At 45.0% G+C, this 15,555-nt stretch carries 11 protein-coding genes; 1 reads left to right on the plus strand and 10 read right to left on the minus strand.

The features are described 5' to 3' along the window. Positions 1 to 69: 69 nt before the first annotated feature. The 3 genes from H70737_RS22885 to H70737_RS22895 form a co-directional block, all read right to left on the minus strand. Positions 70 to 444, minus strand: coding sequence for a hypothetical protein (locus H70737_RS22885; protein ID WP_042190995.1), 375 nt, complete (start codon positions 442 to 444; stop codon positions 70 to 72). A gap of 93 nt (positions 445 to 537) precedes the next feature. After that, on the minus strand, positions 538 to 717 hold the full coding sequence (locus tag H70737_RS22890; protein ID WP_042130382.1) for a YfhD family protein: 180 nt from the start codon (positions 715 to 717) through the stop codon (positions 538 to 540). Between the two features lie 39 nt (positions 718 to 756). Then, positions 757 to 1,116, minus strand: coding sequence for a hypothetical protein (locus H70737_RS22895; protein ID WP_042190997.1), 360 nt, complete (start codon positions 1,114 to 1,116; stop codon positions 757 to 759). A gap of 284 nt (positions 1,117 to 1,400) precedes the next feature. Here H70737_RS22895 and H70737_RS31510 point away from each other — a divergent pair, with 284 nt between their 5' ends. Continuing rightward, positions 1,401 to 5,882, plus strand: a complete 4,482-nt coding sequence (locus H70737_RS31510; RefSeq protein ID WP_052404390.1) for a S8 family serine peptidase — start codon at positions 1,401 to 1,403, stop codon at positions 5,880 to 5,882. 316 nt (positions 5,883 to 6,198) lie between these two features. Here H70737_RS31510 and dnaJ read toward each other — a convergent pair whose 3' ends face one another. The 7 genes from dnaJ to H70737_RS22935 form a co-directional block, all read right to left on the minus strand. Continuing rightward, on the minus strand, positions 6,199 to 7,320 hold the full coding sequence (gene dnaJ, locus H70737_RS22905) for a molecular chaperone DnaJ (RefSeq protein ID WP_042130386.1): 1,122 nt from the start codon (positions 7,318 to 7,320) through the stop codon (positions 6,199 to 6,201). Between the two features lie 257 nt (positions 7,321 to 7,577). Continuing rightward, entirely contained in the window at positions 7,578 to 9,425 is a 1,848-nt protein-coding gene (dnaK, locus tag H70737_RS22910) for a molecular chaperone DnaK (RefSeq protein ID WP_042190999.1), read from the minus strand. A gap of 116 nt (positions 9,426 to 9,541) precedes the next feature. After that, positions 9,542 to 10,123, minus strand: coding sequence for a nucleotide exchange factor GrpE (gene grpE / locus H70737_RS22915; protein ID WP_042191002.1), 582 nt, complete (start codon positions 10,121 to 10,123; stop codon positions 9,542 to 9,544). Between the two features lie 62 nt (positions 10,124 to 10,185). Next, the gene (gene hrcA / locus H70737_RS22920) at positions 10,186 to 11,217 is read right to left on the minus strand and encodes a heat-inducible transcriptional repressor HrcA (protein ID WP_042191003.1); all 1,032 of its coding nucleotides are present in this window, start codon (positions 11,215 to 11,217) and stop codon (positions 10,186 to 10,188) included. A 104-nt stretch (positions 11,218 to 11,321) separates the two neighbouring features. Next, positions 11,322 to 11,813 (minus strand): N-acetyltransferase, encoded by a 492-nt coding sequence (locus H70737_RS22925; RefSeq protein WP_042194380.1) that lies wholly within the window; start codon positions 11,811 to 11,813, stop codon positions 11,322 to 11,324. Between the two features lie 93 nt (positions 11,814 to 11,906). Next, complete coding sequence (hemW, locus tag H70737_RS22930; protein ID WP_042191005.1) at positions 11,907 to 13,079, minus strand: radical SAM family heme chaperone HemW; 1,173 nt, start codon at positions 13,077 to 13,079, stop codon at positions 11,907 to 11,909. A 212-nt stretch (positions 13,080 to 13,291) separates the two neighbouring features. Continuing rightward, entirely contained in the window at positions 13,292 to 15,541 is a 2,250-nt protein-coding gene (locus H70737_RS22935) for an FAD-dependent oxidoreductase (protein ID WP_042191008.1), read from the minus strand. Positions 15,542 to 15,555: the final 14 nt, after the last annotated feature.

Genomic DNA, 15,555 nt, shown 5'->3' on the forward strand with positions numbered 1-15,555 from the left:
TAATTTGTCTCTTGCAAAATGCACATACCAAACGGTCCAGCAAACATAGCCTCTTATATGTACATTTCCTTATTTCTTGGATCCGTAATCTCCGATCTTAATTCCCCATACCGAATCCTTCTGATAGGATGCAGCCTCCTTTAAACTTGGAAGTCTTACATCCAGAGGACTGTGTCTTTCCAAATACATCACAAACGCCTGGCGAAGCCCAATCTCAGCATCCAGTTTATTAAGTTCGTTCGGGTGTTTCTCCATCTCGGCTAATTCTACTTCCCAACGATATAAATCGCTTGCCTCTGATCGTTCCAGCCGAACTTTTTCAGTCAGCTCCCGCAGCTCACGGTAGGCCTGTTTTACTTTTGAAGAGTACAGTTGCTTCTGATTCATAAAAGTTAAGAATGCGATAAGTAGTGCTAAACCTATCCATAAAATAACGTTGTCCATATTCTCCCTCCTGCTTGGGCTATTCTCCTAATTATACACACCAGAACGCAAAAATACCCCACAATGTGAGGTATCTGCCTTAGCTTTTAGCATCTATTCTTTTTTCATAATTTCATGCAGCTGACGTTTGTCTGCTTCTAACGCCCGGGCCTGGGCTTCGATATCCTCCAGATCTGCCTCCGCTGCTGAAAACTCTACGTCCTCTGCCTTCGCCTCGTACAGCATTTTCATCTTCTCGGTCTTTGAGAATATTTGCGAGTTCTCTCTATCCATAGTATCGATCGTCTCCCTTCTTATTAAGAAAATTATTATTCAAATCATCCCGCCTGCTTCTTCAATTAAGCGTAATGCTTGATCATGGGACTCCGAATTCAAGATCACCGTAAGTAAAATATCTCTACCCGTCGGTCCTCCATCTCCGCCATGACTCATCCCACTGGCGCTGGTATCAGCAGCAGCTAGTATACCTGTGTGTGCACGCTCAGCAGTCATGGAGTCCATTCTGGCAACATTGCCTGTCACTGGGTTTACCCCTGAGCTAAAGCTCGTGCCTCCATATCTACTGAAGCGATCAACGGAAATTTCAATGGCCCGAAGTGCACGGAGCTTACGAGCAACACCCTCCGCTTCCTCAGGGCTTTTAAAATAAGCCAAAATAGATCTTTCCGACATCTTATCCCCGCTCTCGCTTGAAATTCAGATATCTGTTGCATTCCTTTATATTGTCTTCATTTCACTTCTTTTATGCCCTTTTTTTCTCATACTCCACTTATTTACTGGGAATTCGACATTTTCCTCGACGCTTCCCTGCAATATAGTGCTAAAGTTGTATATTCGATTTGAAGTTATAGCTGTAGAATAAATTTAATTTTCATAATTTTTTACATTTTACGCTGAGGAGGAGAACTACAGATACACCCGTCAATATAAAAATTCATTTGGGAGGATGAACTTATTTGAAACGTACCTTTAAACACTCTATTCAAAAATTTGGTATTGGGGCGGCGAGCTTCGGACTGGCTGTTTCTGTCCTTTTTCCATCCGCTGCATTTGCGAACTCATCCCTTGAAACATCAACTAACCTAGCTAATAATGTACAGTCTCAAAGTGTGACCCCTCATAACTACGCGGGTGTGCTCAAAGGTTCAGCACCAGTATCCGTGATCGTGGAATTAACTAATAAACCAGTCAGTGTGTATGAAAATGAGGCTAAAACTTCTTCTTTACGATCCTCAGTCTCCTTACAACGCAGTAAAATTATCTCAGAGCATAAAAGCTTTATTTCCTCAGCGCAGAAAATCGATGCCGACATCGGTTTTGAATACAGTGAGATTTTTAACGGATATTCCATTACTCTGCCAGCCAATCAAGTAAACAAGCTGTTAGAGCTTCCGGGCGTTGCAGCTGTTTATCCAAATGATGAAGTACATGCGTTAGCAGACAGTCTAGAGGTAGCGACTTTGCCTGTTACACGTTCTTATTCGGACAGTGGCAATCTTATAGGTGCGGATACACTACATGCATTAGGTTACACAGGAGAAGGGGTACAGGTAGCGGTTGTAGATACCGGCATCGATAAAAACCACCCTTTATTAAAGGATAATTATAAGGGCGGTTACGATGCCTATGATCAGGATAATGATCCGTCAGAAACACCTCCTGATGCCAACTTCCCTCCAAAAAATGGTAGCCCATATGAAACCTCGCATGGCACTCATGTAGCAGGTACAATTTTGGATGTTGCACCTGAGGTGGATTTGTACGCGTATCGCGTACTTGGCCCTTACGGTTCCGGTCCAACAGCGGTTGTAATCGCGGGTATTGAGAAAGCGGTCGCTGATGGAGCCGATATAATTAACCTCTCCCTGGGCTCTGATGTTAACCAAAGCTATTCCGCAAGTTCAATCGCGATAGACAACGCCATAAAGTCGGGCGTGAATGTTGTAGTTGCCGCCGGTAACGCTGGACCGGATGTAGGAACATTGGGCGAACCTGCTGGATCTCAACTCGCACTTAGTGTAGGTGCTTCTACTACCCCAGTGAATACCCCATTCTTTGATATTGGCGATGTTAAAAAAATTCCAGGGACCTTAGCAACTTACTCCCCAGACTTAGTTGATAATATAGCTGGCAGTAAGATCGTTTACGCTGGTCTTGGAGGTACTTCCGATTACACAAATTTGGACGTCAAAGATAAGGTAGTCCTTGTCGATCGAGGTGTGCTGAGTTTCGGAGATAAATCTCTAAATGCCAAAGCAGCTGGAGCCAAACTTGTCCTAATTGCTAATAATACTACTGGTGAAATCTCTCCCACCCTTGGTGCGCCTGGGAATTACGTTCCTACCTACGGAATTACTCAAGCAGATGGCAAAAAGATAAAAGCTCAATTGGATGCTGCTAAAGATATCATCAGTTACTATATAGGGCTTGAAGTCAATCAGTTAGCAAACTTCAGCTCAATGGGTCCGGGGATGCCGGATTATCTAATCAAACCTGATGTTGTTGCGCCAGGGGTCAGTATCAACTCCACAATTCCTAGCTGGAATGGTGATTACGAACACGCTTATGGCTTAAAAAGCGGCACCAGCATGGCAACCCCACATGTTGTAGGAGCTGTAGCTTTGCTACTGAGTGAAAACTCTGATCTTAAGCCAAATGAAATTAAAGCACTGCTAATGAACAATGCTGATCCTATCTTTAACCGTGATGGGAATCCTTACTCACTGTATCAACAAGGTGCAGGTTTAATTAATCTGGAGAAATCGGTAAACGCTAAATCCATCGCTAAAGTCGGAGAGAGCTTAATTAGCGGCCTTCCTGGGACTGTAGAAATCCCTTATTACACAGGTTCCTTATCCTTTGGCTTGCTCTCAAAGGGAGCTAGTGTAACGAAATCAGTCTATGTGGAAGATTTTAATAAGAATGGATCAACCTATACTCTATCCAGCAAATGGCTTACAGAAGTGCCTGATGACATTAGTATTAATATTGCACCAAACAGCGTTACCTCAGGTGTAGATCAATATGCACAATTTACACTAAAGGTATCTGACACCGCAAAAGAGGGTGCATATGAAGGGATCCTGTTCCTAACCTCTGATACTGAAACTCTTCGTCTTCCCTTTAATGCACTTGTCGGCGATAAATTCAACTTAGAGCCTGTTAATCAGCTTTCATTTGAAAGTCCACAGATCTCTCCTAATGGGGATGGACGCTCAGACGACACCACCTTTACCTTCTCTGTCAATGAAGAACTGGATGGCATAAGTTTCGTAGCCTCTCCAATAGATGCTCCTGCGACAGTTTTAGGTGAAGTTTATTCTATCGATGAAAAGGTCTATCGTGGCGTTTACGAGATTACAAATTGGGATGGAACGTTAACAGACCTGGAGACCTCCGCCAAGTCCACTTTAGCAGATGGTCATTACTACATCACTCCTGTGCTTCCTAATGGGCAACTGCTCGAGAATCAAAAGACCGAGTTCACAATTGATACCGAGAAGCCATTAGTTTCCGGCATCACACTTGAGGAGTATGAACGTGAAGCGCCAACCGATCCTGGTGCGGCTCAAATCAGCGGTTTTATTGATGATGACCTAATGGCCTATTATATTTCTAATACACAACCTATTGGAAATTGGTTTACCGTGTACGCCGAAGGTAAACATTATGATGGGAATACTTATAAATTCGGTGGAGTAATTGCAAGTAATGGTGCTTTTTCCATTGACGTTCCTGTTAACGAGGGGCTTAATGAGTACAAAATCTATGTGGTTGATAAAGTAGGTAATGGCGCGGACGACGATGATTATGCTCAGCGACTGCTTTATAGCACAGGAGATGGTATTTTCAATGTAACTCCGTCTCTATCTGCAGCCACCATTGATGTGGGACAACCGGTAACCGTTGATCTTGGGTATTCCGTGACAGATGAGGTTTATGGCGTCTATGGAGCTTCATTCGCTGTCATTTACGACGATTCCCTTGAAACACCGGTAATCCAGCCAAGCGTACAACTGGCTACGTATCAAGAGGAGAATTTCTCAGGTATTCCACTTACAGAATTCTCACAAACCTATGATCTAGAAGACGGCCGCAAACTGACACAGTATAGCGTCAATCTGTCAGGTGGTGCTTATCACGGCTCTGGCTCACTAGGCAAAATAACCTTCAAACCTACAGTAGAAGGAGCCTATTCCCTCGAGCTGTATGATGTGCAGATCTGGAATGCTGCTACAACATCAACAATCCCATCTGGTGTGAGAACGGTAAGCGTAAGTGTTAAGACACCTGAAACACCGAAGCCAACACCAACTCCATCAACTGATTCATATGTACCTACGGCAACCAGTGCTCCCGCTTCTGGAATCGCATTGAAATCTGGGAAGCTAGTAGAGACTGCAGATCCAGCAGGTGGCAAGTCTTCAGCGGTGTTCAACATCTTAGACACTGCATTAGCAAATTCGATCCAGAATGCAAAAGATAAAACTTCTGTACTTGATCTTAGCGATGTAAGCTTCAATAAATATAGCCAAGTTGTTGTTACTCTTACCCCGGCCCAAGCCGAGCAGTTAAAGAAATCGGAGAATGCGCTCCGCCTAAATGGTAATGGGTTCAATGTACTTATTCCAGCGGCGACACTTCCGGATTTCATCAACAGCAACGGCTTAACCCTTACGATTAGTCTGACCGATGCGGGCAACACAGCAGTTTTAGCAGGTAGCTCAGCAGCATTAAATATCGGTTCTTCCATTCTCACTATCAAAAATGGTTGGACAACCGGAAAGCCGATCATCCTTCAGCTTAATCTAAAAGCCAGCAGTCTTCATGATGCACGAAAGACTGCCGCTTATGTAGAATCAAAGGATCATAAATGGTCCTATCTACTACCTGGTTCTATCTCTAAAGAAGGGATTCTACAGTTTAACGTTACTGGTGACGGTTCTTACAGTGCAGCATCCCGAAAAATAAGCTTTAAAGATATTGGCACACACTGGGCTCAAACCGATATCGAAATCCTTGCTTCACATGGTATCATTGCCGGCAAAGGAGCCGATGGCAGCTTTAAGCCTGCTGACACTTTAAATCAGGCAGAGCTTCTAACGCTCTTCGACCGTCTACTTGGAAAAGGTGACACTTGGAGTACTCGCATCAAAGAAAGTGGATCTCGTGATGTGCTGACTCGCGAGGAAGCAGCTCTTATCATCGCTAAGGCTCTTGGTGCTGATCTTACAGTAGCCAAGACACCTTTAAGCTTTAAGGATGCCGATAACATCGCTGCGGAGGCACGCAACGCTGTAGCCTATGCTGTAACCAAAGGTTATCTCAAAGGTGTTACTGCGGACAGCTTCAATCCACAAGGTACATTGACTCGTGCACAAGCAGCAACAATTCTGAGCCGTGTGCTAGAGGACCTACGTTCTTCGAACAACATCTAGTTGCACTTTAAAAGAAAGCCCCAGCAGCCAATGACTGCTGGGGCTTTTTCGTCTATAGGCCACATTTGCGTTTCCGAGTCAGTCATCGGACTCAGATGACCTTAAACGCTGGATTATGCGATATTTGGCATGCTAACGGACCCCATAGTCGCTATTGGCTTGAAAAGCACCGTATGAGATTGGCTAGCTTGTCCCTACTAACAGTCGACATGAGCAAACTGCCTTATTCAAAAAAACAGAGCAGCGATCCCCAAATAACGGGAGGATCGCTGCTCTGCTGTATTATTTATTTACTCAATTAATGAAGTTAGAAATATCAGTCCCCGCGGAACGCACGCTTCACACGATCAAAGAAAGATTGCTCATGCTCATGTGTGTTTTCTCCATTTAGAGAGGCGAACTGTCGCAACAAATCTTTTTGCTCATCATTCAGCTTGCTAGGTGTCACAACAATGACTCTAACATGCTGGTCACCTTGGCCAGATCCACGTAGACGTGGGACACCTTTACCTTTAAGGCGGAAGAAAGTACCGGTCTGCGTTCCCGCAGGAATCTTCAGCTTCACTTTTTCCGTTAAGGTAGGAATCTCAATCTCATCGCCAAGTGCGGCTTGTGCAAACGTAAGTGGAACCTCGCACATAATATCATCGTTCTCACGTACGAAGAAATCATGCGATTTGACACGGATGACAATATACAAGTCTCCAGCAGGACCACCGCGTAAGCCGCCCTCGCCTTCGCCAGTCATGCGCAGCTGCGCACCGTCATCGACACCGGCAGGGATGCGTACATGAATCTTGCGCTGCTTCTTAACTTTACCCTGTCCGCTACAAGTCGTACATTTTTCCTTAATAATCTTACCTGTACCACTGCAATGCGAACATGGACGACGATTACGCATCTGTCCAAGTGGTGTATTCTGTACGAATTCCTGTTGCCCACTACCATGACAAGTGGAACAAGTCTCTGGTTTAGTACCCGGTTTAGCCCCGGAGCCGTAGCAGGTATCGCAAGTTTCCGTACGTGGAATAGTGATATCAGTTTCTTTACCGAATACCGCTTCCTTGAATTCAATGGTCATCGTATACTGCAAATCCCCACCACGCTGTGGTGCGTTAGGATCACGACGTCCGCCGCCGCCAAAGAACATATCAAAGATATCGCCTAATCCTCCGAAGTCGCCACCGCCGCCTCCGAAGCCGCCCATACCTTGGTTAGGATCAATATGGCCATACTGGTCATATCTAGCTCGTTGTTGTCCGTCGCTAAGAACATCGTAAGCTTCTTTTACTTCTTTAAACTTAGCTTCAGCATCATCTGCTTTATTCACATCTGGGTGATATTGGCGCGCCAATTTCCGGTACGCTTTCTTCACCTCGTCGTCTGAAGCATCTCTACTGAGGCCAAGCACTTCATAATAATCGCGTTTATCTGCCACTGCTTTCACCTCCGTACATTACATACTCAAATTCCTAATTACCTGTCAAAGAAACCATTATACGATAAAACCCCAGGATCTGACCATCCAGTTCCAGCAGATGTTTATTCTTACAATATCAGAAGGCGCATTCGCGAAGAGTGTGCAAACTGATATTACAAAAGGAAAGTCAAAACACGGGATGACCCGGTTTTGACCTTCCCTTCTTAACTATATAAGAATTTATCAGTTACGCCCTATACACTTATCGTTTAAGGTTACCCTTGATTCTTATCTTCGTCAACAACCTCATAATCAGCGTCAACTACATTGTCTTTCTTAGGAGCGCCTTCAGCAGCTCCAGCGCCACCTTCAGCACCTTGCTCTGCTTGAGCAGCTTGTTCGTACAGCTTCATGGACAACTGTTGTACAATCTCAGTCAATGCTTCTGTAGCTGCATTGATTTCTTCAAGATTGTCAGTTTCAAGTGCTGCTTTCACTTTATCTTTAGCTTCGTTTGCTTTTTCAACTTCGGAAGCATCAGCTTTATCACCAAGATCTTTGATCACTTTCTCAGTGGAATACACGAGTTGGTCAGCGCTGTTCTTCGCTTCTACCAATTCTTTACGCTTACGGTCTTCCTCAGCGTGAAGCTCGGCATCCTTCATCATTTGTTCTACTTCTGCGTCGCTCAGACCGCTTGAAGAAGTGATAGTGATCTTTTGGCTCTTGTTAGTGCCTTTATCAGTTGCAGACACATTCACGATACCGTTGGCATCAATATCGAAAGAAACTTCGATTTGTGGTACGCCACGTGGTGCTGGTGGAATCTCGTTCAGCATGAAGCGTCCCAATGTTTTGTTGCCATTCGCCATTTGGCGCTCACCTTGTAGCACGTGAATCTCAACGCTAGGTTGGTTGTCAGCAAAGGTCGAGAATACTTGGGATTTACTTGTAGGAATTGTAGTGTTACGCTCGATCATCTTCGTGAACACGCCGCCTGCAGTTTCGATACCGAGGGAAAGCGGAGTTACGTCGAGCAATACAACGTCCTTAACATCACCAGTCAATACACCCGCTTGAACAGCAGCACCAAGAGCTACAACTTCATCCGGATTCACACCTTTGTGTGGATCTTTACCTGTAAGCTTCTTAATTGCATCTTGTACAGCAGGAATACGTGTAGAACCACCAACCAGAACGATTCTGGTAAGGTCTGCAGGCGTCATACCAGCATCAGACAATGCTTGACGAGTTGGTCCCAAAGTACGTTCTACTAGACCAGCAGTAAGCTCATCAAACTTCGCACGAGTCAAGTTGATCTCCAAATGCTGAGGCACTCCGTCAACTACAGTGATGAACGGAAGAGAAATAGTGGTTGTCAGTACGCCCGACAATTCTTTCTTCGCTTTTTCAGCTGCATCTTTCAAACGTTGTACAGCAGATTTATCTTTGCTCAGATCAATACCTTGCTCTTTCTTAAATTCGGATACCAGATGATCCATAACCACTTGGTCAAAGTCATCGCCACCAAGTTTGTTGTCGCCGCTTGTAGCTTTTACTTCAAAGAATCCATCGCCCAGTTCAAGGATAGATACGTCGAACGTACCGCCACCAAGGTCATAGACAAGGATAGTTTGATCTTCGGATTTCTCCAGACCATATGCCAAAGCTGCAGCTGTTGGCTCATTCACAATACGCAAAACTTCCAAGCCTGCAATTTTACCTGCATCTTTAGTAGCTTGACGTTGGCTGTCATTGAAATAAGCAGGAACTGTGATAACTGCTTGAGTAACAGTTTGGCCAAGATATGCTTCTGCATCGGATTTCAGCTTTTGAAGAATCATTGCTGAAATTTCTTGTGGGGAATAGTCTTTACCATCGATGCTTTCTTTATGGTTAGTACCCATGTGACGTTTAACAGAGCTGATCGTACGATCAGGGTTAGTAATTGCTTGGCGTTTAGCTGTTTCACCGACGATACGCTCGCCGTCTTTCTTAAAACCTACCACCGAAGGGGTTGTACGTGCGCCCTCTGGGTTTGGAATTACAACGGCTTCGCCGCCTTCCATTACGGCAACGCAAGAGTTCGTGGTTCCTAAGTCAATACCGATAACTTTACTCACAATAATTTGCCTCCTCTAAAGGTATATGGAGCATTCGCTCATTAAAATAATAAAATATTTAAAAAATTCGATTGGTACCGATGGTGGACAGATACTGCCCGTCCTATATATACAGATTACATGCTGACTTTGACCATAGCAGGACGAAGGACTTTATCTTTCAGGAGGTATCCCTTTTGGACCTCTTCCGTTACGATACCCTCTTCGTACTCCTCGCTCTCCACCTGCATAATAGCCTGATGGTATTCAGGATTAAAAGGCTGTCCTACTGTTTCCATAGCCGTAAGTCCCTCGGACTTCAATACCCCATCTAGCTGACGGAAAATCATATTAACACCCTTCACGAAAGCTTCGGATTCTGGGCTGCTAGGAGTAGTCACTAAAGCACGCTCAAAATTGTCCAGTACTGAAAGCAATTCAGTCACGAGCTTGGAGGTGGCATATTGAGCCAACTCTTCTTTCTCCTTCTGAGTACGACGACGGAAGTTATCGAAATCAGCCTGCGCACGCAGCGCACGTCCTTGATATTCATCAGCGAGATCCTGCAGACGTTTTACCTCCGAACCTGTGTCTGAAGCACCTTCACTAATTTCTTCTGCCGTAAATGAGTCGGTTTCCGAAGCTACATCAGCCTCAGGTTCCTCATTTATCAAATCTTCTTTGAATTCATTAGCATCTTGAACTTGTTCCTTTTTCAAGTTGTCTTCACCTCCTTAAAATCATTCATTAAAATCATTCACGTAATCAATGTTGACTCTGTTCACTTATACCAGTGTGCCAGCATCGCTGTCAAATCTCGGGATAAAATGCCCAAGATCCCCATCACTCTTGCATATTCCATTCGTGTCGGACCAAGGATACCAATGCTCCCCAGTGCCTGCCCATCAAGAGAATAAGTGGCGGTGATCAGACTGCAGTTAGCGAACGCTTCATGATTGTTCTCCGTCCCTATTCGGACCTGGATACCTGTGCCGCCTGTTGTAGGGGCCAGCATTTTGAGCAATGTAGGCGTCTCTTCCAGCAGATCAAGAATGCTTTTCACCTTGTCAACATCCTTGAACTCAGGCTGTGTAAGCATATTCGTCGCTCCACTAAGATAGATACGCTGCTCTTGATCACTTTCCAGCGCAATGTCTAGCACTTGCATTAATTCTTCATAATGTGAGATGTGACGCTGCATTTCCTCGCCAAGCTCGGAATACAGCCGAGTCTTCAGCTTATAGAGTGGTACATTGACCAGCTTACTATTCAGTAGGTTAACCACTTTCTCCATCTCGGAAACGGATATCTCCGGTGGAATGTTCACCGTACGGTTCTCAACTTGACCCGTACTTGTAACAATAATCGCTACAGCGGTTTTATCATCTAGTGGTAACAACTGAAAATGACGCAATGATGTATGAAAAACCTCCGGTCCCAGAAGGATGGAAGTGTAATTCGTCATATTGGAAAGAATCATCGCCGCATGTTGGATTACCTGCTCCATCGCATTCAGCTTCTCGGCAAAAAAAGCGCGGATCGTGCCCATCTCTGCCGTTTCGGCGGAATTCCACGGTACCAAATGATCCACATAATATCGGTATCCTTTATGGGAAGGTATTCTCCCCGCCGATGTATGAGGCTGCTCGAGATAACCCAAATCCTCTAGGTCAGCCATTTCATTTCGAATAGTTGCAGGACTGTACCCTACATCACCCCGTTTAGAAATGCTGCGAGATCCTACTGGTTCTGCCGATGAAATATAATCATCTACAATTGCATTTAGTATCATTCTCTGGCGATCAGTTAACATGTTATCCCCTCCTATCGGCTGTTGGCTCCGATTCGTTAGCACTCGACTCAGATGAGTGCTAACCACTAATACAAAAATACCAAACTGACATTGACATTGTCAAGTCAGTTCAGCATCTTAAGTACTGCTATTTCATCGCAGGCATGCTGCTTTTTACAATTCACGCAATCTGTCCATACCTTTTCGGGAAAAATCTCTTTCTCAACAACTTCGAATCCGTTTCTAAGAAAGAAATCTACGGCGTAGGTTAGTGCCATGACCTTAGGGATTTTCTGGTTTCTGGCTTCCTCAACCAACTTCTCTAAAATCATTGAGCCTACACCTTTGCCCTTACCTTCGTCATTCAGACCGATCGAGCGAATCTCTACAAGATCATTCCCGAGTCTGAAGAGTGACCCACAGCCAACGAATCTGCCGCCAATTTCTGCAACAACGAATTGATCGATCTGGCGTGTCAGCGCCTGCCTGGAACGGGGCAACATGATCCCGCGCTGTGCGTATTCTTCTATCATCAGATACAACGGTTCAACATCTTCTATCACAGCATTTCTGCAAATCACCTGTGCGTCTCCTGCTGGAGACGAATGGCGGATCATTTCCGTCTTGGCAAGCACTTTAATTCACCCCTCTGTTGATAATATGAATAAATATACAACAGAGTGAATTACAATTCAAGGGGTATTTTAAAATTAAACTTCTGTCAGTGCGCCTACAAATTCTGCGAAAACATCGTTCCCGAAAAGGATCCCTTGCTTGCTGAGTCGGTAAGTCCCCTCTTCGTGCTCAAGTAGACCCGCATGCAGCATCTTATGCAAGGATTTCGCAAATACATCCTCTATCGAACGCCCAAATTGCGCTTGAAAAGCCTCATTAGAGACGCCTTCATGCATACGTAAGCCAACCATCATAAAGTCCTCCATCGCTTCTGCTTCAGTAATTGGGTATGCGTCTAATCGAGGCAACCCTTTACGTGTAGCTTCAACATAAGGATTTACACCCTTAACATTAATATGACGCTGGCGACCCACATATCCATGTGCACCTGCTCCAAGACCATAATAATCTTCATTACGCCAGTAAGTGATATTGTGACGACTCTCCATACCTGGTTTTGCGAAGTTACTGATTTCGTATTGGTTATAGCCCGCTTCCTTCATAGATGACATCAACAAGAGGTACATTTGCAGTTCATCTTCTTCATTAGGAAGAGGAAGTTTGTTCTTATTAAATAGGGTGTGAAAAAGAGTGTTCTCCTCCACCTTCAAGCTGTAAATAGAATAGTGGGGTAAATCAAGCTCCAAGGCCTTACGAATACTTTCGCCCAGCATCTCTACAGTTTGGTTCGGCAAACCAAACATAAGGTCAACCGACAGGTTGTTAAGACCAACTGCACGAGCATTCTCCAAGCTGCGGTATACATCGTCAACATTATGAATCCGGCCAATACCCGTAAGGAGTTCGTTCTGAAACGCCTGAACACCAAAGCTCACCCGATTCACGCCGCCTTCTTTCATAACCGCCAACTTATCTATATCCGTAGTTCCCGGATTTGCTTCCATAGAGAACTCGATATCTTTATCCCAGTTTGGGAAATGTGTCCGAACTGATTTTAGAAAATAAGCCATCTCATCCGGCTTCAGTACTGTTGGGGTACCACCGCCGACAAAGATCGTTTTGATAACACCCGGTGGAGTGTTCTTGACGGTCAGCTCCATTTCTCGATCCAAGGCTTGGAGATAATCCATAACCGGCTGATCCTTGAGAACGTAGGAATTAAAATCACAATAAAAGCACTTATTGGTACAAAAAGGAATATGAATGTATACGGCCTCAGGGGGACGGCCATTAGTATTCGTGGTCATTAGCTGTCTCCTTTATATAAAAATATCGTTTGACTAGTGTAATCTAAAAAACAAGAAAAGGGAAGCCTGACGGCTTCCCTCCAAGGGCGATCATTTATAAATGATCTCTATTTTAAAATACAAAAAAATATAAGTTTTACGTTATCCTATATATTTTGTATTTCTCGCAGAAACGGATACCGTCCCTATAAGGACGGCTAAGCCGTTTCTTCTTAATATATCCGCATTTCCACGAGTTCTGCACGTTCTCCTCCGTTGGTTTCATGAACAACGATCCGAACAGCATCCGTAAGGACAGGCTTCTCTAAACGATGTACGTTCTTCCGGCGATGATTGTCTTTGACGCGGAACATGACTTGCCACACGCCATCAATGAGTAACTCTACATCGTAAGCCTTTACTAGTTCAGGAATCACTAGAAATGGCGTTTCATGGTGATGTAAGTTGATAAGATCCTCATTAACATCATCGTTAAAGGTAAAATGAATTTCAGAGACTGAAGCAGCATCCGGGAGACGCGCCTCTACCCACTCCGTTCTACCAGCAGTCATCGGCTCAGAAACCCAGCTATGTGGCCCTGCAAAAGGTCGAACATACCCGTCAGTGACTTTGGATGCAGCATATGCGGATGTTTCTACCGCAAAGCAGAAATGCCTGCGTACAAGCTGTTTCATGCTCCACTCCATCACCGGCTGATCTGGCTGATGATCCTCCAGCGCTGAATCGACTACAGGTTTCACGCCTCGCTCAAATGTAATAACACCTGTGATTGGGGTTTCTGAAATATGCAATTGAATATGCTCATTAGCTCGAATAATAGCGAAGATATTACATTCGCCGATTGAACTCCACTGCTCCTCTTGTACCGGAACATCAATCCATTGCTGCTCTCCAGCTTGTACTATTACAACATCAACCTGTCTACACTCTGCTGGAACGTAATTTTCCGCACGCCCAGTCGTCCATAGCTCAACGGTCAACTCTGACTGAGTACTTGCTGACACAAGCAGCTTCAACCCAAGGATATTTCCTTCAACCGGAAACAAAATTCCTACGTCATGAGAAAGCTCATAAGCTTCAGCTGGTCGATCCAGTACTATGCCTTTCATCGTACTGGACGCATGAATCTCACTATTTCTCGCGAGATCTAGCGGATCTTCGTTGCGCAATCCAATAATCGAAGCATCTTGCTTTAACATCACCTGTTGCAATTCATGCATATGCTGATTGCGAATTTCACGAGGGGTTACACCTTTGATGACGGATAATGCTGCACCTGCTCCAGCCGCTTCACCCATGATCGCACAGGTCGCCATGACGCGTGTTGTTCCAAAAGCCACATGAGATGCGCTGATATTCCGACCCGCGAAGAGTAGATTTCGCACATTCTTCGAATAGAGCGAACTAAATGGAATATGATAAATCCCATCCGCATGCAGATGCTTCGAGCCGCTCTCTTCTGCGTACATCCCTTGCGGTGGATGCAGATCAATCGACCATCCTCCGAATCCAATCCGGTCTTCAAATTCACGCTGCGCAAGAATATCATTTTGCGTTAATATCGTATCGCCAACAAACCGTCTGTATTCACGTTTACCCGGAATTGAGCCAACCCACTCCAGCGTCATATTTTCGGCATCAAAATGACCTGAGTTTTTAATGTAATCCCAAATCCCATAAATAACAGAGGATAGCTCATCACGTATACGTTCATTCTCATCCACCGTATCAAGCTCACCGCCCCACTCAATCCACCAGTAGTGACAGCCTGAATCTCCACTCCGAATGACCCGACGGATCGGAATCGACGTTGTTGTAATATCCTTCGCGAACGATGGAGCAACATAACGTACCGGTTTTCCTGTATCCTGTGTATAAAACAATAATGTACTGCCTAATGTAATGTTATCTGGCACTTCAGGTGCCCATTCCTCATTAAATTCATGGCGGGCTTCACGTCCTAATCGGAAGTCAGCTCCTGCTAGGAAGCCAACCAAACCATCGCCCGTGCAATCGATGAACGCCTCACTCTTGAACGTAATCAACCGCTCAGATCCCATCATCCAACCAATCACACTGCGAATCGTCCGATCCTCTGCCTCACCTTCCGCTTCCACTTCGCGTACATCGGTATTTAGGAATAGGCTGATATTCGACTCTGCCTTCACGGCTTCGAGTAAGGTTAGATCCCATAAGTATGGATTTCCCTCCGGGTTCCGGTATTGATTCTCGATGAATAACTCACCCATAATGCCTGTCTCACGTGCATATCGATTTACACCATGTCCTGTTGCACCACATACCCATACCCGAACCTCTGAACTCGAGTTACCACCAAGTACAGGACGGTTCTGCACTAGTGCTACCTTTAACCCTAGGCGCGCTGCAGCGATCGCCGCGTTCATTCCTGCAAGTCCACCACCGACCACTGTTACATCGGATTTCACCGTTTCTGTTCTCATGTTAGTACTCCTCC

Source organism: Paenibacillus sp. FSL H7-0737, assembly GCF_000758545.1.
GTDB lineage: Bacteria > Bacillota > Bacilli > Paenibacillales > Paenibacillaceae > Paenibacillus_AQ.